This is a genomic window from Micromonospora cathayae (assembly GCF_028993575.1).
Lineage (GTDB): Bacteria > Actinomycetota > Actinomycetes > Mycobacteriales > Micromonosporaceae > Micromonospora > Micromonospora cathayae.
This window is the reverse complement of record NZ_CP118615.1, coordinates 3,236,388-3,255,831: the sequence shown is the minus strand read 5'-3', so window position 1 is coordinate 3,255,831 and position 19,444 is coordinate 3,236,388. Positions and strand designations below refer to the sequence as shown.

Sequence of the window (19,444 nt, the reverse complement as noted above, 5' to 3'; positions counted from 1 at the left end):
CTCAGCGCTCCCCGGACGGCGGAACCAGCAGCCCGACCAGTTCCACGTGCTGGGTCATCGGGAACAGGTCGAAGCCGCGCAGCGCGGCCAGCCGCCAGCCCGCCGCCGCGAACGTCCGCACGTCCCGGGCGAAGGCGGCCGGGTCGCAGGCCACGTACGCCACCGCGCGCGGGCCGGCGGCCACCAGGCCGTGCACCACCCGGGCCCCCGCGCCGGAGCGCGGCGGGTCGAGCACCACCAGGTCGACCGGGCCGGTGATCCGGCGGCGGGCCAGCGCGGTCTCCACCCGGGCCGCCACCACCTCGACGGCGGGCAGGTCGGCCAGGTTCTCCCGGGCCGCGGCCACCCCGTCCGCAGCCGCTTCGACCAGGGTGACCCGGGCCCCGTCGACCCGGCCGGCGAGCGCGGCGGCGAACAGCCCGGCCCCGCCGTACAGGTCCCAGGCGGTCTCGCCGGGGCGCGGGTCGAGCAGCTCGAGGACCGCGCCGACCAGGGTGTCCGCCGCGGCCGGGTGCACCTGCCAGAACCCGGACGCGGGCAGCGTCCAGTCCCGGCCGGCGGCCGTTTCGCGGACCGCCCGGGGGCCGCTGACCGGGGTGGAGACCCCGTCGGCGTACCCGGTGACGGTGACGTCCCCGGCGGTGCTGGCGACCGTCTCGACCGTGTCGGCGTCCGGCCAGCGGGTGCCGTCGGCGGACAGCACCGGCAGGTCCTGGATCGCCGGATGGGCGATCAGGCAGCGGTCGATCGGCACCACCTCGTGCGAGCGGTGTTTGAGCAGCCCGGCCCGGCCGGCGGCGTCGACCGCGTAGCGGACCCGGGAGCGCCAGCCCAGCGGCCCGCCGGGCAGCGCCTCCACCGTGACGCCGAGCGCGTCGACCTGCGCGTCGGTGAGCCCACCCAGCCGGGTGAGCTGCTCCCTGACCACCGATTCCTTCCACTCCCGCTGCGCCGCCGGGGCGACGTGTTGAAGGTCACAGCCGCCGCAGCTTCCCGGTTTCGCGTACCGGCAGGGCGGCTCGACGCGCTGCGGGGCGGCCTCGAGCACCGTCACCGCGTCGGCCCGCAGGAAACCCCGGTGCACCTCGGTGATCTCGGCCAGCACCCGCTCGCCGGGGAGCGCGTGCCGGACGAAGACCACCTGCCCGTCCACCCGGGCCACGCAGTGCCCGCCGGGGGCCACCGCCCCCACGGTCAGCTCGACCCGTTCGGCCTCGGTCAGCTCCACCCGATCCCCCTCCGGTACGACGTCCAGGTCACGCATCGTCGGCCCCCGTCGCGTTCCGGCCGCCCTCGCCGGGGGTGGCCGCCGGCACCGGCGGGACGGTCGGCGGCAGGGTGCTGCTGGGCGCCACCCGGGGGCCGCGCGCCGGGCCCCGGCTGAGCGTCTCGTCGTACCGGGTGAGGTCCTTGCCCCGGGACGAGGCGAGCTGCCACGGCACGCTGGTCACCATCACCCCCGGCTCGAACAGCAGCCTGGTCTTCAGCCGCAGCGCGCTCTGGTTGTGCAAAAGGTTCTCCCACCAGCGGCCGACCACGTACTCCGGGATGAACACGGTGACCACGTCCCGGGGCGAGGCCCGGCGGACCGAGGCGACGAAGTTCAGGATCGGCCGGGTGATCTCCCGGTACGGGGAGTCGATCACGGTCAACGGCACCGGCACCGCCCGCCGTTCCCACTCGGCCTGGAGCTGGCGGGTGTCCTTGTCGTCCACGTTCACCGTCACCGCGGTCAACGAGTCCGGCCGGGTCGCCTGCGCGTACGCCACCGCCCGCAGGGTCGGCTGGTGCAGTTTGCTGACCAGGACGACGGCGTGGTTGCGGGCGGGCAGCACGGGTCGGCCCTCGTCCGGGGTGAGTTCCACCGCGACCCGGTCGTAGTGCCGGCGGATGGCCACCATCAACGCGTAGATCACCGCCATCGCGGCGATGGCGATCCACGCGCCGAGCAGGAACTTGGTGATCAGCACCACGACCAGCACCGCGCCGGTCAGCACCATGCCGAACCCGTTGATCGCCCGGGAGCGGACCATCCGGCGGCGCGCCTGCGGGTCCCGCTCGGTACGCAGCAGCCGGTTCCAGTGCCGGATCATGCCGGCCTGGGAGAGGGTGAACGAGACGAACACCCCCACGATGTAGAGCTGGATGAGCTTCGTCACCTCGGCCTGGAACCCGACGATCAGCACGATCGCGAAGACCGCCAGGAACAGGATGCCGTTGGAGAAGGCCAGCCGGTCGCCGCGGGTGTGCAGCTGCCGGGGCAGGAAGCGGTCCTGCGCCAGGATCGAGCCGAGCACCGGGAAGCCGTTGAAGGCGGTGTTCGCGGCCAGGAACAGGATCAGCGCGGTCGCCCCCACCACCAGGAACAGCAGTACCGAGCCGGAGCCGAAGACGGTCTCGCCGAGCTGCGCGGTGACGGTCTTCTGGACGTACCCCTCGGGCCCGGAGACGATCTGCCGGGCCGGGTCCTCGACGAACTGGAGGCCGGTCAGCCGGGCCAGCCAGATGATCCCGACCAGCATGGTGACCGCGACCGTGCCGAGCAGCAGCAGGGTGGTGGCCGCGTTGCGGCTCTTCGGCTGCTTGAACGCGGGCACCCCGTTGGAGATCGCCTCCACGCCGGTCAGCGCCGCACAGCCGGAGGAGAAGCTGCGCAGCAGCAGGAACGCCATGGCCCAGCCGGTCGTGTCGCTCCACTCGGCGGCGATCTCCAGGTCGGCGCTGGGCGCCCGCAGGTCGTGCCCGAAGACGAAGACCCGGGCCAGGCCGGTGAGGATCATGCCGACGATGACGATGATGAAGCCGTACGTGGGGATGGCGAAGGCGGTCCCCGACTCGCGCAGGCCACGCAGGTTGATCGCGGTGAGCACGACCACCGCGGTGACCGCGATGAGCACCTTGTGGGTGGCGACGAAGGGGATCACCGAGCCCAGGTTCGCCACCCCGGAGGAGACCGACACCGCGACCGTCAGCACGTAGTCGACCAGCAGCGCGCTGGCCACCCCGATCCCGAACCGGGGGCCGAGGTTGACCGTGGCGACCTCGTAGTCGCCGCCGCCGGACGGGTACGCGTGCACGGTCTGCCGGTAGCTGGCGACCACGGTGAGCATCACCACGACCACCGCGAGCGCGATCCACGGCGAGAAGAGGTACGCCGACGCGCCGGCGATGGAGAGGGTCAGCAGGATCTCGTCCGGCGCGTACGCGACGCTGGAGAGGGCGTCCGAGGCGAACACCGGCAGGGCGATGCGCTTCGGCAGCAGGGTGTGCTGGAGCCGGTCGGACCGGAACGGTCGACCGACGAGGAGCCGCTTCAGCAGCGCGGTGGGACTGGCCACAACGGGTAAGCGTACGACCAGCCCGGTGGGGCGGCCGGGGGGTGCCCGCCCGACGCCGGGCGTCCCGGAGGTACCGTCGGTCCGCGTCGCGCCGGTCGGACGTGGCAGGCTCGCAGACGACAGGCCCGGCAGGGCGGGCGGGTGACCTTGGGAGGGACACCGTGCATGTCGTGATCATGGGTTGTGGCCGGGTCGGTTCGACCCTGGCGCACAACCTGGAGGCCCGCGGGCACTCGGTGGCGGTCATCGACCAGGACGGGGACGCCTTCCGCCGGCTCAGCCCGGACTTCGCCGGGCTCACCGTCACCGGGGCCGGCTTCGACGGCGCCGTCCTGCGGGAGGCCGGCATCGAGCGGGCGGACGCCTTCGCGGCGGTCTCCAGCGGCGACAACTCCAACATCATCTCGGCCCGGCTGGCCCGGGAGACGTTCGGGGTGTCCCGGGTGGCCGCCCGGATCTACGACCAGCGCCGCGCCCAGGTGTACGAGCGCCTCGGCATCCCCACCGTCGCCACCGTGCGCTGGACGGCGGACCGGATGCTGCGCCACCTGGTCCCCGAGGGGAACGTGGAGATCTTCCGCGACCCGACCAGCACGGTGTCCATCATCGAGGTGCCGACCCACCGGGACTGGATCGGTCGACCGCTGCGCATGCTGGAGGAGGCGACCGGCGCGCGGACGGCGTACCTGATCCGCTTCGGCATCGGCACCCTGCCCACCGCCTCCACCGTGGTGCAGGAGGGTGACCAGCTCTTCATGCTGGTCACCGACGACATCGCGACGGCGGTCACGGCGACCGCCGTGGCCCCGCCCGAAGGAGGGCACTGAGCATGCGGATCGCCATCGCCGGGGCCGGCAACGTGGGCCGGTCGATCGCCCAGGAGCTGATCGACAACGGGCACCAGGTGATGCTCATCGAGCGGCAGCCCCGGATGCTCCGCCCGGACCGGGTGCCGGGCGCGGACTGGGTGCTGGCGGACGCCTGCGAGCTGAGCAGCCTGGAGGAGGCGGACGTCGCCGGCTGCGACGTGGTGGTCGCGGCCACCGGCGACGACAAGGTCAACCTGGTGGTGTCGCTGCTCGCCAAGACCGAGTTCGCGGTGCCCCGGGTGGTCGCCCGGGTCAACCGGGCGGAGAACGAGTGGCTCTTCACCGAGCAGTGGGGCGTCGACGTCGCGGTCAGCAAGCCGCGGGTGATGGCCGCCCTGGTCGAGGAGGCGGTCACCGTCGGTGACCTGGTCCGGCTGATGACCTTCCGGCAGGGCGAGGCCAACCTGGTCGAGATCACCCTGCCGCCGGCCGCCCCGTACGTCGGTCAGCCGCTGCGGGACGTGCCGCTGCCCCGGGACAGCGCGCTGGTGGCGATCGTCCGGGGCAAGCGGGTCCTGGTGCCCAGCGCGGACGACCCGATCGAGGCCGGCGACGAGCTGGTCTTCGTCTGCACCACCGAGGTGGAGGACGCGGTCCGGGCGGTCGTCCTCGGCGCGGACAGCGTCGAGCGGACCCGCAGCGGCGGCTGAGCCCCACGACGGCTGCCCGCCCGGCCGCTACGGGTCCGGCGGCCGCTGAGTCCGGCGACCGCTGCCCGTCCGGCCGCCTGGGTGACGGTCGACGGCCGGGTCAGATGGCCCGGCGGACGGTGCGCGCCGGTCGGCCCGGCCCACGGGGCACCGTCGGGCGCGGCCTCAGCCGCCGGGCGCGGGAGCGGGAGCGGAATGCCGGGTCACCCGGCGGACCGTCCAGACCGTGATCAGCAGCAGCAGCGCGTACGGCGGGTAGCCGAGCGCCAGCCGGGCGATGCCCAGCGCGGTGTCCATGTCGGCGAGGTATAGCGCGGCCTGCACCCCCACCTTCGCCAGCCAGACCACGCCCCACAGCGCGGTCAGCCAGGTGAAGGTCCGCACCAGCTTCGGGTCCCGCCGCCACTCCGACTTGCCGCCGGCGGCCAGCACCGACCAGATCCAGCCGACCAGGGGCTGCCGGATCACCGCCGAGCCGAGCAGCACCAGCCCGTACGCGATGCCGTACAGGATGCCGGGCAGGTAGAAGGTCTTCTCGTCGCCGGTACGCCAGGCGATCGCCGCGCCGATGGCGATGCCGAACAGACCGTTGAGCGCGTGCCGGACCGGCCGGCGCTGGGCCAGCCGCAGCACCGCGATCAGCAGCGCGACCCCCACCGAGGCGATGATCGCCGGACGCAGGTCGCTGACGATGTTGGCGATCACGAAGACCATCACCGGCACGCTGGACTCGACCAGGCCGCGCCAGCCGCCGAGCTGGTCGGCCATCTGCTCGGCCAGGGTCGGCAGCCGCTCCTCGCCGTCCGGGTCGGTCGGCTGCGGCGGGGCGGACCGGTGCTGTCCAGTGGTCATCGGCACGTCTTCCGCTCGGGGGCCCGTCACCGTGGCGGCTCGAGCTCGTAGTACGGGTTGTAGATGACTTTACGGTCGTCCCGCACCGCCACCCGCCCCCGCGCGGTGAGGTGCCGGCCCGGTTCGATGCCGACGATGTGCCGGCGGCCCAGCCAGACCAGGGTCACCACGTCGCTGCCGTCGTACAGGTCGGCCTCCAGCGTCGGCAGGTTCGTCCGGGGAGTGTAGACCACGGTACGCAACCGGCCGGACACCGAAACGACCTGACCGCGCTGGCACTGCCGGGCCGGGATGCCGCCGCACTGGGCGCTCTCCCGGCGCAGCTCCTGCGCCTCGATCTCGGCCTCGCTGGCGGTGAGCCGTTGCAGCAGACGTCGCAGCGACACCCGGCGTTCGTCGGTCACCATGACCTCCGCGTCACCCCTCCACGCTGGCCGGCACTGCGCCGGCGTCCGGTGGCCCGGCACCGCCGGGCCCGTACGTCAGCGTACGCCGATCGGACGGGCTCTCCGGCGGGCCGGTTGGTTCCACGGACGGTCCGGGCGTCCCGGCCCGGCCACCGGCTGCCGGGACCGGGCCGACCTCACCGCCCCCCGTCCCGGTCGCCGGGACGGCCCGGGGCCACGGTCAGGGCTGGCGCGGCCCGGGGCCACGGTCAGGGCTGGCGCGGCCCGGGGGCCGGAGCGTCGCCGCCGGCCGCGGCGGCCTGCGCCTGCTGCTGCGCGGCGACCTCACGGGGCAGCCGCAGCGGCAGCGGCTCACGCACCGGCTTGGCCTCCTGACCCCGGTCGACCACCAGGCCACTGAGACACTCGGCGAGCGGACCGGCCGCCGCCGGTTCGGTGGCCGCCGCCCCCTGGTAGACGCCCCGGACCATCCACCGCGGCCCGTCCACGCCGATGAAACGCAGGTCGGTGATGCCCTCCGGGGTGCGTACCCGGGCCCGCAGCTCGGTACCGTACTCGCCGGAGACCTCCTGGGCGGCGGCGCCGTCGTTGAACAACGACTGCCGGATCTCCTCGCGGACCTCGTCCCAGATGCCCTCGCTGCGCGGCGCGGCGAACACCCCGAGCTGGAGCGCGTTCTCCCCGTGCACGAGCACGACCTGCTGGACCACGCCCTGCGGATCGGCCTGCACCCGCACCTCCACCTCCGGCACCGCCGGGATGTGCAGGCTGCCCAGGTCGAGCCGCTGCACGTCGCGCGGGGCCTCCGAGATGTCGTACGGGCCGCGGTCCGGGGCGCTCGGCGTCGACTCCTCGGTGTCCGACCCGGTGACCGGTTCGCCCACCCGCTCGTCACGCGCGTGACGTCCGGAACCGTCCCGCTTACGGGAGAAGATCACTGTGCCCACCCTCCGCTGTTCGCACTCACCCTGCCACCTCTTCCGTCTGGTCGCGCACCCGTTCGCCGACCGGCGGCGACCCGAGACCGGCGTGTCCACCGGTCGAGCCGTGCCCGCCGGCCCCGCGCCGGGACCCGGGCAGCTCGGCCACCGGCCGGAAATCGGCCCGTGCCACCCGCTGCACGACGAGCTGCGCGATCCGGTCGCCACGGGAGATCTTGGCCGGACTCACCCGATCATGGTTGATCAGGTTGACCATGATCTCACCCCGGTAGCCGGCGTCGACCGTACCGGGCGCGTTGAGCACCGTCACGCCGAGCCGGGCGGCGAGACCGGACCGCGGGTGCACCAGTCCGACGTACCCCTCGGGCAGCGCCACGGCGATCCCGGTGGGCACCAGGGCCCGGCCGCCGGGGGGAAGCTCGACGTCCACGGCCGCCATCAGGTCGGCCCCGGCGTCGCCGGGATGGGCGTACGCCGGCAGCGGCAGCCCCGGGTCGAGCTGTCGTACGGGCACGGGTACGGGGTCGGTCACGGTCTCCCTCTTCCTCCGGATCCGGCAGGTCCAGGTCGCGGCACTCCGCCTGACGACGTCCTCCGGTCGCGGCACTCCGCCTGACCCTGCCATCCTGCCGGGTCGACGGGGCGCGGCGCGCCGTACCCTCGGACTGTGCACGACTCACCTTCCTCCCCGCCCGCCCCGCCCGGCGGCTTCACCGAACGGCTCACCCTGCCGTGGTGGCTCTGGCTGGGCGGGATCGCGGTCGGCGCGCTGCTCGCCGTCGAGATCTGGATGGGCGGCGACGGGGTACGCGCCTGGCTGCCGTTCGCCGTCCTGCTGCCGCTGACCGTGGCCGGGCTGTGGTGGCTGGGGCGGATCCGGATCGCGGTCACCGACGGCGAACTGCGGGTCGACGACGCCCGGCTGCCGGTGCGGTTCGTCGCGGACGTGGTGCCGCTGGACGCCGAGGGGCGGCGCGAGGTCCTGGGTGTCGCAGCCGATCCGCTCGCCTTCGTGGTGCAGCGGCCCTGGGTGGGGGGCGCGGTGCAGGTGCTGCTCGACGACCCGGCCGACCCGACACCGTTCTGGGTGGTCAGCACGCGACACCCGGTACGCCTGGCGGAGGCGCTGCTGGCCGCCCGGGACGCCACGCGTCCCGCCGACCGGGAGCCCGTCGTGACCGGCGAGGCGGACCGGCCCGCGACCGGCCGCTGACCCCGGACAGAGCGACCCGCGGCTGGGCCGGCCCGGAGCGGGTCGCGGCTGACCCCGGACAGCGACCGGCGGCTGAGCCGGCCCTGAGCCGTTCACCAGCGCCCTGGACGGACAGGTCAGGGCCCGGTGGGTGACGACGGTCCGGGCAGGGCGGCCCGCTGCTTGCGCAGGTCGGCCCGGAGCCGGTCGCTCAGGGTACGGGTGGCCCGCTGGTTGAGGTAGCTGGCGACCGCCGCGCCGGTGAGGAACGGGCCGAGGGTGGTCAGGTTCCGGCCGAACCGCTTGAGCAGGGTGTCCCGTAGTTCCTTGCGGGCGGCCGTGCCGAGCACCGCCGCCACGCCGACGCCCGGGGCCATCGGGTTGATCCCCCGCTGACTCGCCCAGGACTGCACCAGCGTCACCGCCCGCTGGGTACCGCCGGTGGGCACCGGCACGCCGTACACCTCGTGCAGCTCGCCGATCAGCTTCAGCTCGATCGCCACCACCGCCACCGTCTCGGCGGCCAGCAGCACCGGCGCGGAGAGCAGGGTCGGGGCGACCGTCCACTCCACGGCGGCGACCCCGCCACCGGCCGCCCCCACGCCCGCGGTGGCCCGCGCGGCGTTACGGACGAGCCGGTCGGCGAGCGCCTCGCCGTCCAGCCCGTCGAAGTGGTGGCGCAGGGTGGCGAGGTCCCGGACCGGCACGTGCGGCGCGATCTCGCCGACCGTCTCGGTCATCCAGCGCAGCGCGGCCCGTGGCTTGAACAGGTCGGCCAGCCCTCGGGCGCGGGCCTGCCCCACCATCCGGGTCAGCAACTGCCGACGTCGCGCCGCCGGCAGGTCGTCGGCGGTCAGTGCGGCGACCGTGGCTCCCAGCTCGTCGCCCGCCGGGCCGCCCGACCCACCGCCCGTCGACGCTTCGACCGGCCCACCGTCGGACGTCGACGGCGACAAGCTATCGGACGTCGGCGGCCCATCGCCGGACGTCGACAGCGACCCACCGTCCGTCGTCGGCGGCGGCCCATCGGCGGACGTCGGGGACGGCTGGGCCGGCCCACCGTCCGTCAACGGCGGCCGCTCCGGCCCACCGCTGGACGCCGGGCCCGGCCCCGTGCTGTCGCCCGGCTCCGGGGTCGGGGCCGGGCTCGTCTCGCGCCCGCTCATGCTGTGACCTCCCGCGTCGCTGCGCCGGTTCGGAAGAGAGCTACCCGTACCCGCACCGAGTCAAGCAGCTCGCCACCACCGGCGCACGACGGCCGGAGATCACGCCGGCCGGATGGCCGGCGGTCGGCGCCCGTCGTCCGCCGTCGTCAGACACACTCGCGGCAGATCAGTTCCCCGTTGCGCTCGGTCGCGAGCTGGCTGCGGTGATGGACCAGGAAGCAGCGGGCACAGCGGAACTCGTCCTGCTGCATCGGAAGGACCTTGACTGTCAGCTCCTCGTCGGCCAGGTCGGCGCCGGGCAGCTCGAAGCTCTCGGCCACCTCGGCCTCGTCGACGTCCACGGCGCCCGACTGTGAGTCGACCCGCCGGGCCTTGAGCTCTTCCAGGCTGTCCTCGCCGAGGTCGACCTCGTCGCGACGCGGGGCGTCGTAGTCGGTGGCCATCGGTTTCACTCTCCCATATCGATATGGTCGCTTCCCGGTTGTAACGCCGGACGACGCTGTTTCGGTTCCGCTGGCCGGCCACCACAGTGTCGGTCACCCGACCCGCCGGCCGGTCGGATCGAGGCTTGCCAGAGGAACTCCCCCAGCGAGCGCGGTACCTTACCCCCCTCTGGGCGAGGCATGTATACCGCCCTCGTGGCTTGGATGTACGCCCTCGCCCCCAAAGTTGTTCCCAATGTGACTCAGGCGACACGAAGATAGGGGTACTACTACCCGCTCGCCGGTCGGCGCGCCGGCATGTCCGGCTGTTTCCACGCGTCCGCCGGACAACCGATAACCTCAGCGGCGTACCCGACGGCCCGCCGCCCGGCCTGCCGCGCCGTGGGCACCGTCGTCAACCCACCACCTCTCGGGGGAGCGCCCAGATGAGCTTTGCGCGAGTGCGAGCACTCGTTGTCGTCGGTGTGCTGGCGCTCTGCGCGCTGGTCTTCGTGGTCGTGGCGCTGGTGAAGGACAGTCAGAGCGGCGCCGGGGGCGCGAAGGGCTGCCCGGAGGGCTGGCCGCTGGCCGACGTGACCCTCCGCGAGGCCAAGGACGTGAAGATCAACGTCTACAACGCCACCGAAAAGGGGGGCCTCGCCACCGCCATCGCCGACGACTTCCGCAACCGCAAGTTCCAGGTGAAGAAGACCGGCAACGATCCGCAGGAGCGCGGCGTCGACGAGGTCGCCGTGCTGCGGTACGGGCCGAAGGGGGTCGGGTCGGCGCACCTGCTGCGGGCGTACTTCCTCAACCAGGCCGTCTACGAGTACGACGCCAAGCGCGCGGACGACGTGGTCGACGTGGTGCTCGGCAGTTCGTTCCAGCAGCTCGCCACCACCACCGAGGTCAACCAGTCCCTCGGTGACCTCGGCGCGCCGCAGGCCCCGGAGAACAGCTGCCCGGCACCGGTCGACAAGTGACCGTGGCACCGGTCGGCCCGTCCGGGCCGATCGGTGCCACCCGCGGGTGACCCGACGGGTCGCACCCGCGCCGGTCAACGCGGTGGCGTAGTGCCCGGCCCTGACCGGGCCGGCGTGCCCGGAGCCGAAACTCGCCGGCCGTGGCCGGTCAGGGCCCCCCGGAGGCGTCCAGGTCGGCGAGCCGGTCGTGCAGCGCCTGGTAGAGCGCCGGCGGCGCGGCCAGCACCAGATCCGGTCCGGCGGGTCGCCCCCGCAGTCCGGTGACCCGCAGGCCCGCCTCGGCGGCCACCAGCCCGCCGGCGGCCAGGTCCCAGGCGCCCAGCCCCTTCTCGTAGTACGCGTCCACCCGGCCCTCGGCGGCCTGGCAGAGGTCGAGCGCTGCGGCACCGTACCGGCGGATGTCCCGGACCTCGGTGATCAGCCCGGCGATCACCCGCGCCTGGTGGGCCCGGCGGGCCGCGTCGTAACCGAACCCGGTGCCGATCAGGGCCTGACCGAGATCGGTCTCGGTGGAGCAGCGCAGGCGCTGCCCGGACCGGTACGCGCCGCCGCCGCGGGTGGCGGTCCACTCGTCGCCGGTGGCGATGTTGCGGACCACGCCGGCGACCACCGTCCCGTCGACCTCGGCGGCCAACGACACCGCGTGGTACGGCAGCCCGTACAGGTAGTTGACCGTGCCGTCGATCGGGTCGACGATCCACCGGACGGCCCCGGTCCCGGCTCCGGTCCTGCTGCCGGCCCCGCCGTTGCCGCCGTTCCCGGTGCTGGCCGGCGTACCCTCGCCGTACTCCTCGCCCAGGATCGCGTCGTACGGACGGAGCCGGCGCAGATGCTCGGTGACCTGGCGCTCCACCGCCCGGTCGGCGGCGGTGACCACGTCGGTGGCCGTGCTCTTGGTCGCGGCGACCGCGACCCCCTCACCCCGCATCCGGTGGGCGGTCTCCGCCGCCGACCGGGCGACCTCGATGGCGATCTCCAGCAGTTCCCCCGGCGTCGCCGAGTTCATGGTGTCCCCTTCCCGCACGTCCGGGACGTCCTGAGGCCGCCCGCGAGTATCATCCTTACAAAGTCCACAAGTTCGCCGATTTCGCGGCCCCGACCGTTCGTCTGTCGTGCGGCGCAGGATGATCGCCGCAGACGGCGTTACAATTCACCCCTGCCCACGCGCCACGGACCGCCAACGACCGGCCGGCCCGGGACACGGGGGTCCCTCAACCACATCGTCCGACGCGGTGCTCCATGCTGCGCCGGGCGAACCCGGCCGTGCTCGCTCATCGCCTCCGGAAGGTCATTCGTGACAGAACCCCGCCACACCGGCGCCGACGTACGCTCGCTCACCGACACGCTGATCGCCCACGCGCAGAGCGCCGGTGGCCAGTTGACGTCGGCTCAGCTCGCGCGCACGGTTGAGTCCGCTGAGGTGACTCCGGCCCAGGCCAAGAAGATCCTGCGCGCGCTCTCCGACGCGGGCGTGACCGTGGTGGTCGACGGTTCGGCGAGCACCCGCCGTCGGGTCGCCGCCGCCCGGTCCGCCACCCCGGCGTCCCGGGCCACCACCGCCAAGACCACCAAGAAGGCCGCCGCCCCGGCCCCGAAGCAGGCGCCCTCGGCCGACGAGCCGACGCCGCCGGCCCCGCGCAAGGCCGCCGCCGCGCGCAAGGCCACCACCGGCGCGGTCGCCGCCAAGGCCGCGGTGCCGGCCAAGGCGACGAAGGCGACCAGGGCGAAGGCGACGACCGCCGCCGCGCCCGGCGCTCCCGCCAAGGCCGCCGGCAAGGCCAAGGGCGGCGAGGGCGCCGAGGGCGACATCGACCCCGAGGAACTCGCCGCCGAGATCGAGGACGTGGTGGTCGAGGAGCCGGTCGAGCTGGCCCAGGCCGCCGAGGCCGACGCCGCCAGCTCCGCCAGCGACAACGACTTCGAGTGGGACGACGAGGAGTCCGAGGCGCTCAAGCAGGCGCGCCGGGACGCCGAGCTGACCGCGTCCGCCGACTCGGTCCGGGCGTACCTCAAGCAGATCGGCAAGGTCCCGCTGCTCAACGCCGAGCAGGAGGTGGAGCTCGCCAAGCGGATCGAGGCGGGGCTCTACGCCGCGGAGCGGCTGCGGGCAGCCGACGAGGGCGAGGAGAAGCTCACCCGCGAGATGCAGCGGGACCTGGGCTGGATCTCCCGGGACGGTGAGCGGGCCAAGAACCACCTGCTGGAGGCGAACCTGCGGCTGGTGGTCTCCCTCGCCAAGCGGTACACCGGGCGGGGCATGGCCTTCCTCGACCTCATCCAGGAGGGCAACCTCGGCCTGATCCGCGCCGTCGAGAAGTTCGACTACACCAAGGGCTACAAGTTCTCCACCTACGCCACCTGGTGGATCCGCCAGGCCATCACCCGCGCCATGGCCGACCAGGCCCGCACCATCCGCATCCCGGTGCACATGGTCGAGGTGATCAACAAGCTCGGCCGCATCCAGCGCGAGCTGCTCCAGGACCTGGGCCGTGAGCCCACCCCGGAGGAGCTGGCGAAGGAGATGGACATCACACCCGAGAAGGTGCTGGAGATCCAGCAGTACGCCCGGGAGCCGATCTCGCTCGACCAGACCATCGGTGACGAGGGGGACAGCCAGCTCGGCGACTTCATCGAGGACTCGGAGGCCGTGGTAGCGGTCGACGCGGTGTCGTTCTCGCTGCTGCAGGACCAGCTCCAGCAGGTGCTGCAGACGCTCTCCGAGCGGGAGGCGGGGGTGGTCCGGCTGCGCTTCGGCCTGACCGACGGCCAGCCCCGCACGCTGGACGAGATCGGCCAGGTGTACGGGGTGACCCGGGAACGCATCCGGCAGATCGAGTCCAAGACGATGTCGAAGCTACGGCACCCGTCGCGGTCACAGGTTCTTCGTGACTACCTGGACTGACCGCTTCCGTCAACGTTTGGTGTCGGTTTGATCACCAGTCGTACAACACGCGACAGTGACCGGTCGATTACCCGTTTGTGATCGTTGACGTGGCACCCTTGGTGCACGGCACACTGTCCCCCAGGTGTGACCCCGGTCCCCCGCGGGCACACTGGGAAGGCAGGGCCCGGCAAGGGTGTTGCACGATAGGTGAGCAATGACCGACGAGAGTGTTCATCGGTGACGACCAGAGGAGGAAGGCGATGACCCCGACCCTCACGCCGCCGCCCGAGACGGTGGCTCCCCCAGCCGCCGATGAACGGTGCGACCGCTGCAATGCTGCCGGCAAGCTCCGGATCACTCTGGCAGGTGGGAGCGAGCTGGTGTTCTGTGGGCACCACGCGAACAAGTACGCGGAGGATCTCGTGAAGATCACCGTGCGGTTCGCGACGGACCCGGAGTTCACCTGGCGTGGCGCCGATCTGATGGCGAACTGACCCCATAACCCGACATACACCCGAAAGCCGGAGGCCCCCCAGGGACCTCCGGCTTTCCCCATCCCCCGCCCAGCTCCCTCCCCACCCACCCCTCCCCACCCAGCTCCCGCCACCCCTCCGCCCCGCCCGTCCCCCGGGACGCGGGGGGGGCGGGTGGGGACGGTCAGGGTGGGCGGGAACGGTCAGAGGGACTGGACCGTGGCGATACGTTCCTCGAGCTGCTCGATGGTGGCCTGGGCGCTCGGCGGGCCACCGCAGAGGCGACGCAGCTCGGCATGGATCTTGCCGTGCGGTTGGCCGGTACGGTGGTGCCGGGCCGCCACCAGAGCGTTGAGCTGACGACGTAGGGCCACCCGGCGCTGGGCGGCACTCATTGGTGCCGGGGGCGCCGCCGGGGCCGCAGCGGCCGGCTCAGCGGCCCGTTCGGCCGCCCGGCGGCGCTGCGCGGCGAGCTGCTCAGCCTGCCGTTTGGTCAGCAGCAACGACACCTGGTCGGCGGTGAGCAGACCGGGGAGGCCGAGATACTCCTCCTCCTCCGGCGTACCCGCCTGGGCGGCGGTGCCGAAGGACGCGCCGTCAAAGATCACCTGGTCCAGTTCGGCGGTCGCGGAGAGCGCCGCGAAGCGCTTCTCCAGCTCACCGCTGGCCTGGTCGTCGCGTTGGGCCCGCTCCAGCAGGTCGTCGTCGAAGCCCTCCCGGTCCTTGGGCTTGCCCAGCACGTGGTCCCGGTCGGCCTCCATCTCGCTGGCGAGGCCGAGCAGGTGCGGCACGCTGGGCAGGAAGACCGACGCGGTCTCCCCCGGCCGACGGGCCCGCACGAACCGGCCGATCGCCTGGGCGAAGTAGAGCGGGGTGCTGGCGCTGGTCGCGTAGACCCCCACCGCCAGCCGGGGAATGTCCACCCCCTCGGAGACCATCCGCACCGCGACCATCCAGCGTTGCTCCGACGCGGAGAACGTGGCGATCCGCGCGGACGCGCCCTGGTCGTCGGAGAGGACCACCACGGCCCGTTCCCCGGTCACCTGCTCGAGCAGCTTCGCGTACGAGCGGGCGGTCTGCTGGTCGGTGGCGATCACCAGGCCGCCGGCGTCGGGCATACCCGCGTTGCGCAGCACGGTCAGCCGGGCGTCGGCGGCCCGGAGCACCTGCGGCATCCAGTCGCCGGCCGGGTCCAGCGCGGTCCGCCACGCCTGGGCGATCAGATCCTGGGTCATCGGCTCGCCGAGCCGGGCCGCCAACTCCTCGCCGGCGTTGGTGCGCCACCGGGTCTCCCCGGAGTACGCCAGGAACAGCACCGGCCGGACCACGCTGTCGCGCAGGGCGTCGGCGTAGCCGTACACCGAGTCGGCCCGGGACCGGAGCAGGCCGTCCCCGCCCCGCTCGTAGCTGACGAACGGGATCGGGTTGTCGTCGGAACGGAACGGCGTACCGGTCAGCATGAGGCGACGTACCGCGGGCTCGAAGGCGGCCTTCACCCCGTCGCCCCAGGTCCGGGAGTCCCCGGCGTGGTGGATCTCGTCCAGGATCACCAGGGTGCGCCGGGTCAGGGTCCGCCGCTTGTGCACGTGCGGGGCCATGCCCACCTGCGCGTACGTGACGACCGCGCCGTGGAAGTCAGCGGACGAGTGCACGTCGGAGTTCCGGAAGGACGCGTCGAGCTGGATGCCGATCCGGGCCGCGGCGAGGGCCCACTGGGTCTTCAGGTGCTCGGTCGGGGCCACCACGGTGACCGCCTCGACCGTGCCGTCCACGAGCAGCTCCGCGGCGATCCGCAGGGCGAAGGTGGTCTTTCCCGCGCCGGGGGTGGCGACCGCCGTGAAGTCCGCGTCCCGGCGGCGCAGGTACTCCACCAGGGCCTTGCGTTGCCAGGCACGCAGGGCCGGAAACGTCTCGAGCGCCGGCAACCGGGCAGCCACCCAACCGCTCCTCTCCGACCGCCGTGCGGCGGACCCCGGCCGAGGGCCACGGTACCGCCGCCCATGAAAACGCCTCCGCGCACGGATTCCGCGAAGGCGCAGTCAGCATAACCAGGGCGGCCCGCTGCGGCCCAAAGCGACACCGTCGCCGCACCGGTCACCACAGCCTCGGGCGGCACGGGCCACACCGCCGGCCCACCGGTCGTGACCAGCGCGGACCGGGCCGTCGCGAGCGGTCGGCCCGGGGTCGGCGGGGACGGGCAGGGCAGCCGGCCCGTCAGCGCGCCGGGGGTGGGTGGCCGGAGGGGCCGGCGGTCCGAACCGGTCAGCCGGCCGGTCAGCGCCGGGGCGGGTCGACGGGGGGCGATCGGACCCCGGCGACCGGGGCGGACCAGCGGCGACGTAGGGCGATCAGGCGTAGCCCGAAGACGAACGCCGCGGCGACGGTCAACGGCACCGGACCGGTGCGGTCCAGGGCGTCCAGCGCCACCACCAGGACCGCACCGGACAGCGCCGCGACCGCGTAGATCTCCCGGCGCAGTACGACCGGGATCTCACCGGTGAGCAGGTCCCGGCCGAGTCCGCCGCCGATCCCGGTGAGCATGCCGATCAGACAGGCACCGACCGGCGGCACCTGCGCGTCGAGCGCCTTGAGGGTGCCGGTGACGGTGAAGAGCCCGAGCCCCGCGGCGTCCAGTACGAGCACGGTGGTACGGAGCCGGGCGAGCTGGGGGTGCAGCCGGAAGACGACCGCGGCGGTGAGCACGGCGGTGGTGGCGTACCGCCAGTCGGCGAAGGCCAGTGGTGGGGCCTCGTCGATGACCAGGTCCCGGAAGATGCCGCCACCGAGCGCGGCGACGAAACCGACGAAGACGACGCCGAACAGGTCCAGCCGCTTGGCCACCCCGGCGGACGCCCCGGAGGCGGCGAAGACCGCCACCCCGGCCAGGTCGGCCAGGAGCAGGGCGGTGGAGGTGGTCACCGCCGCAGGTTACGTGGGCGGCCGAGGGGCCGCCCACGGTCAGTCGGCCCAGGAGTCGTAGATCTCCTTGCACTTGGGGCAGACCGGGGAGCCGGGCTTGGCGGCCTTGGTCACCGGGAAGGTCTCCCCGCAGAGCGCGACCACGAACGTCCCCATGACGGCGCTCTCGGCGATCTTCTCTTTACGGACGTAGTGGAACATCTCCGGACCGGTGTCGGCGTCCTTCAGCTCCGGACGCTCAAGAACCTCTGTGCTCACGTCACACCTCCAACCTTCGAGTCTGGCAGGTCACTCCGGCATGGTCCACCGCGGCCGTCCCGCACCCACGTCGTACCGTGACGGCGTGACCGACTTTCACATCCAGCACGGCACCGAGGTCGCCGAGGCGCTGCGGAACCGGCGACCGGTGGTCGCCCTGGAGAGCACCATCGTCTCGCACGGCCTGCCCCGGCCCGAGAACCTCCGGGTGGCCCGGCAGATCGAACAGGCGGTCCGGGACGCCGGGGCCGTGCCGGCGACCATCGGCATGGTGGGTGGCCGGCTGGTGGTGGGGCTCGACGACGCGGAGCTGACCCGGCTGGCCACCGCCGACGGTGTGGCGAAACTCTCCGTACGCGATCTGGCGGTGGCCGCCGCCACCGGCGCGGACGGCGCGACGACGGTCGCCGCCACCAGCGCGGTGGCCGCTGCGGCCGGGATCCGGGTCTTCGCCACCGGCGGGCTCGGCGGGGTGCACCGGGAGGCCGCGCAGACCTTCGACGAGTCGGCCGATCTGACCACCCTGGCCCGGACGCCGATCGCGGTGGTCTGCGCCGGGGTCAAGTCGATCCTCGACGTCGGCGCGACCCTGGAACGGCTGGAGACGCTCGGGGTCGGGGTGGTCGGCTACCGCACCCGACGGTTCCCGGGGTTCTTCGTCACCGACGGCGGTTTCGACCTGGACTGGTCGGTGGACTCGCCGGAGCAGGTCGCCGCCGCCCTGGTCGCCCAGGTCCGGCAGGGGGTGCACGCAGGTGGGCTGATCGTGGCGAACCCGTTGCCGACCGACGAGCAGCTCGATCCGGCCCTGCACGACCGGACCCTGGCCGACGGGTTGGCCCGGCTGGCCCGGGACGGGGTGACCGGCAAGGCGGTGACGCCGTACCTGCTGTCCCACTTCCACTCCGTCACCGAGGGCGCCAGCCTGGCGGTGAACGTACGGATCATCCTCCGCAACGCGGACCTGGCCGCCCGGATCGCGGTCGCCGCCGCCGCGTGGCCCACCGCGGTATGACCGACCCGGTGCCGGACCGGCGACCCGGTGGGACACGCGGCGCGCCGGTCACCCCGGCGGACCGCACCCGGCCGTCCCCGGCCGGGGACCGTCCGGGCGACGGCCACGACGGCCACGACGGCTACGACGACCGGGACGACCGGCCGGTCGGTCCGGGTCGGGTGGTCGTGGTGGGTGACCTGGTCACCGACGTGGTCGCGGTGCTGGCCGCGCCGCTGGCGACCGGCTCGGACACCCCGGCCACCATCCGGTTCACCGGCGGTGGCCAGGCCGCCAACACCGCCGCCTGGCTGGCCGACGCGGGGGTGCCGGTCACCCTGGTCGGCGCGGTCGGCGACGACGAGGCGGGCCGGCTCCGGGTCGCCGAGCTGACCCGGGTGGGCGTCGACTGCGCGGTGACCGGGTACGACGACCAGCCCACCGGCAGCATCGTGGTGCTCGCCTCCGGCACCGAACGGACCATGCTCACCGAACGCGGCGCGAACCGACGGTTGACCGCCGGGCAGGTGGCGACGGCCCTGGCCGGCCGACCGGACGCCCGGCACCTGCACCTGTCCGGGTACCCGCTGCTGGATCCGGCCTCGCGCGACGCGGGCCTGGGGGCGCTGGCCGCCGCACGCCGGTACGGGCTCACCACCAGCGTCGACGCGGCCTCCGCCGCACCGCTGCGGCAGGTCGGCGCGGCGGCCTTCCGGGCCTGGGTACGCGACGTCGACCTGCTCCTGGTCAACGCCGACGAGGCGGAGGTGCTCGCCGGGGGCACGGACGCGGCGGCGCGGGCCCGGGAGCTGACGGCCACCGCACGGCACGTGGTGGTGAAGTGCGGGGCGGCGGGCGCCTACTGGGTCGGGCCGGACGGCACGGTGATCTCGGTGCCGGCCCGCCGGGTCGACGCGGTCGACGTCACCGGGGCCGGGGACGCCTTCGCGGCCGGGCTGCTGACCGGCTGGCTGGCCGGCGCGGCTCCGGCGGAGGCCCTGGCCTTGGCCGGTGAGCTGGGCGCACGGGCGGTTTCGGTGATCGGGGCCCGACCGACGGGCTGAGCGCCGGGGTGCGAGCCGGTCGGACGGCTGGC

Annotated in this window: 20 protein-coding genes; 8 read left to right on the top strand and 12 right to left on the bottom strand. The window is 73.7% G+C overall.

Going from position 1 to position 19,444, the window contains the following annotated elements:
* Nucleotide 1 precedes the first annotated feature (1 nt).
* Nucleotides 2-1,264 (bottom strand): class I SAM-dependent RNA methyltransferase, encoded by a 1,263-nt coding sequence (locus PVK37_RS15050; protein WP_275034624.1) that lies wholly within the window; start codon nucleotides 1,262-1,264, stop codon nucleotides 2-4.
* Nucleotides 1,257-3,338: an APC family permease gene (locus PVK37_RS15045; protein ID WP_275034623.1), complete on the bottom strand. Its 2,082-nt coding sequence runs from the start codon at nucleotides 3,336-3,338 to the stop codon at nucleotides 1,257-1,259. Before PVK37_RS15045 ends, PVK37_RS15050 begins: the two co-directional genes overlap by 8 nt.
* A 161-nt stretch (nucleotides 3,339-3,499) precedes the next feature.
* Between PVK37_RS15045 and PVK37_RS15040 the strand changes: the two genes are divergently transcribed.
* Entirely contained in the window at nucleotides 3,500-4,165 is a 666-nt protein-coding gene (locus PVK37_RS15040) for a potassium channel family protein (protein ID WP_275034622.1), read from the top strand.
* Between the two features lie 2 nt (nucleotides 4,166-4,167).
* On the top strand, nucleotides 4,168-4,857 hold the full coding sequence (locus PVK37_RS15035; RefSeq protein ID WP_275034620.1) for a potassium channel family protein: 690 nt from the start codon (nucleotides 4,168-4,170) through the stop codon (nucleotides 4,855-4,857).
* Nucleotides 4,858-5,022: 165 nt separating this feature from the next.
* Here the strand turns inward: PVK37_RS15035 and PVK37_RS15030 are convergent, their stop codons facing one another.
* The 4 genes from PVK37_RS15030 to dut form a co-directional block, all read right to left on the bottom strand.
* Nucleotides 5,023-5,709 carry a DUF3159 domain-containing protein gene (locus tag PVK37_RS15030; RefSeq protein WP_275034619.1) on the bottom strand — a complete coding sequence of 229 codons (687 nt, stop codon included), beginning with the start codon at nucleotides 5,707-5,709 and terminating at the stop codon, nucleotides 5,023-5,025.
* A 26-nt stretch (nucleotides 5,710-5,735) separates the two neighbouring features.
* Nucleotides 5,736-6,116 carry an OB-fold nucleic acid binding domain-containing protein gene (locus PVK37_RS15025; protein WP_275034618.1) on the bottom strand — a complete coding sequence of 127 codons (381 nt, stop codon included), beginning with the start codon at nucleotides 6,114-6,116 and terminating at the stop codon, nucleotides 5,736-5,738.
* A 248-nt stretch (nucleotides 6,117-6,364) separates the two neighbouring features.
* A complete protein-coding gene (locus tag PVK37_RS15020) occupies nucleotides 6,365-7,054 on the bottom strand; it encodes a DUF3710 domain-containing protein (protein ID WP_275034617.1) in 690 nt (229 codons plus the stop codon).
* A 25-nt stretch (nucleotides 7,055-7,079) separates the two neighbouring features.
* Complete coding sequence (gene dut / locus PVK37_RS15015; RefSeq protein ID WP_275034615.1) at nucleotides 7,080-7,589, bottom strand: dUTP diphosphatase; 510 nt, start codon at nucleotides 7,587-7,589, stop codon at nucleotides 7,080-7,082.
* A gap of 135 nt (nucleotides 7,590-7,724) precedes the next feature.
* On the opposite strand from dut, the gene PVK37_RS15010 reads away from it, so the two are divergent.
* Nucleotides 7,725-8,270: a DUF3093 domain-containing protein gene (locus PVK37_RS15010; protein ID WP_275034613.1), complete on the top strand. Its 546-nt coding sequence runs from the start codon at nucleotides 7,725-7,727 to the stop codon at nucleotides 8,268-8,270.
* Between the two features lie 116 nt (nucleotides 8,271-8,386).
* Here the strand turns inward: PVK37_RS15010 and PVK37_RS15005 are convergent, their stop codons facing one another.
* Together PVK37_RS15005 and PVK37_RS15000 are read right to left on the bottom strand one after the other, a co-directional pair.
* On the bottom strand, nucleotides 8,387-9,127 hold the full coding sequence (locus PVK37_RS15005) for a hypothetical protein (protein WP_275035123.1): 741 nt from the start codon (nucleotides 9,125-9,127) through the stop codon (nucleotides 8,387-8,389).
* A 434-nt stretch (nucleotides 9,128-9,561) separates the two neighbouring features.
* Entirely contained in the window at nucleotides 9,562-9,858 is a 297-nt protein-coding gene (locus tag PVK37_RS15000; RefSeq protein ID WP_088980060.1) for a DUF4193 domain-containing protein, read from the bottom strand.
* Between the two features lie 440 nt (nucleotides 9,859-10,298).
* On the opposite strand from PVK37_RS15000, the gene PVK37_RS14995 reads away from it, so the two are divergent.
* Entirely contained in the window at nucleotides 10,299-10,820 is a 522-nt protein-coding gene (locus tag PVK37_RS14995; RefSeq protein ID WP_275034611.1) for a LytR C-terminal domain-containing protein, read from the top strand.
* A gap of 148 nt (nucleotides 10,821-10,968) precedes the next feature.
* On the opposite strand, the gene PVK37_RS14990 is transcribed toward PVK37_RS14995, so the two are convergent.
* The gene (locus PVK37_RS14990; protein WP_275034610.1) at nucleotides 10,969-11,826 is read right to left on the bottom strand and encodes an inositol monophosphatase family protein; all 858 of its coding nucleotides are present in this window, start codon (nucleotides 11,824-11,826) and stop codon (nucleotides 10,969-10,971) included.
* 288 nt (nucleotides 11,827-12,114) lie between these two features.
* On the opposite strand from PVK37_RS14990, the gene PVK37_RS14985 reads away from it, so the two are divergent.
* On the top strand, nucleotides 12,115-13,722 hold the full coding sequence (locus tag PVK37_RS14985) for an RNA polymerase sigma factor (RefSeq protein WP_275034609.1): 1,608 nt from the start codon (nucleotides 12,115-12,117) through the stop codon (nucleotides 13,720-13,722).
* Between the two features lie 242 nt (nucleotides 13,723-13,964).
* The gene (locus PVK37_RS14980; RefSeq protein WP_145819239.1) at nucleotides 13,965-14,198 is read left to right on the top strand and encodes a DUF7455 domain-containing protein; all 234 of its coding nucleotides are present in this window, start codon (nucleotides 13,965-13,967) and stop codon (nucleotides 14,196-14,198) included.
* A 182-nt stretch (nucleotides 14,199-14,380) separates the two neighbouring features.
* Here the strand turns inward: PVK37_RS14980 and PVK37_RS14975 are convergent, their stop codons facing one another.
* From PVK37_RS14975 to PVK37_RS14965, 3 genes are all read right to left on the bottom strand, one after another.
* A complete protein-coding gene (locus PVK37_RS14975) occupies nucleotides 14,381-16,114 on the bottom strand; it encodes a DEAD/DEAH box helicase (protein ID WP_275034608.1) in 1,734 nt (577 codons plus the stop codon).
* A 337-nt stretch (nucleotides 16,115-16,451) separates the two neighbouring features.
* Nucleotides 16,452-17,096, bottom strand: coding sequence for a trimeric intracellular cation channel family protein (locus PVK37_RS14970; protein WP_275034606.1), 645 nt, complete (start codon nucleotides 17,094-17,096; stop codon nucleotides 16,452-16,454).
* A 39-nt stretch (nucleotides 17,097-17,135) separates the two neighbouring features.
* Entirely contained in the window at nucleotides 17,136-17,354 is a 219-nt protein-coding gene (locus PVK37_RS14965; protein ID WP_088995333.1) for a DUF3039 domain-containing protein, read from the bottom strand.
* A gap of 85 nt (nucleotides 17,355-17,439) precedes the next feature.
* Between PVK37_RS14965 and PVK37_RS14960 the strand changes: the two genes are divergently transcribed.
* Nucleotides 17,440-18,369: a pseudouridine-5'-phosphate glycosidase gene (locus tag PVK37_RS14960; RefSeq protein WP_275034605.1), complete on the top strand. Its 930-nt coding sequence runs from the start codon at nucleotides 17,440-17,442 to the stop codon at nucleotides 18,367-18,369.
* Nucleotides 18,366-19,412, top strand: coding sequence for a carbohydrate kinase family protein (locus tag PVK37_RS14955; protein WP_275034603.1), 1,047 nt, complete (start codon nucleotides 18,366-18,368; stop codon nucleotides 19,410-19,412). The genes PVK37_RS14960 and PVK37_RS14955 overlap by 4 nt, the downstream gene beginning before the upstream one ends.
* Nucleotides 19,413-19,444: the final 32 nt, after the last annotated feature.

What these genes read in the sequence shown, in the direction of transcription:
- PVK37_RS15050 (WP_275034624.1), bottom strand. Translation starts at nt 1,264, where the DNA reads ATGCGTGACCTGGACGTCGTACCGGAGGGGGATCGGGTGGAGCTGACC.
- PVK37_RS15035 (WP_275034620.1), top strand. Translation starts at nt 4,168, where the DNA reads ATGCGGATCGCCATCGCCGGGGCCGGCAACGTGGGCCGGTCGATCGCC.
- PVK37_RS14980 (WP_145819239.1), top strand. Translation starts at nt 13,965, where the DNA reads ATGACCCCGACCCTCACGCCGCCGCCCGAGACGGTGGCTCCCCCAGCC.
- PVK37_RS14955 (WP_275034603.1), top strand. Translation starts at nt 18,366, where the DNA reads ATGACCGACCCGGTGCCGGACCGGCGACCCGGTGGGACACGCGGCGCG.
- PVK37_RS15000 (WP_088980060.1), bottom strand. Translation starts at nt 9,858, where the DNA reads ATGGCCACCGACTACGACGCCCCGCGTCGCGACGAGGTCGACCTCGGC.
- PVK37_RS15025 (WP_275034618.1), bottom strand. Translation starts at nt 6,116, where the DNA reads ATGGTGACCGACGAACGCCGGGTGTCGCTGCGACGTCTGCTGCAACGG.
- PVK37_RS15030 (WP_275034619.1), bottom strand. Translation starts at nt 5,709, where the DNA reads ATGACCACTGGACAGCACCGGTCCGCCCCGCCGCAGCCGACCGACCCG.
- PVK37_RS14990 (WP_275034610.1), bottom strand. Translation starts at nt 11,826, where the DNA reads ATGAACTCGGCGACGCCGGGGGAACTGCTGGAGATCGCCATCGAGGTC.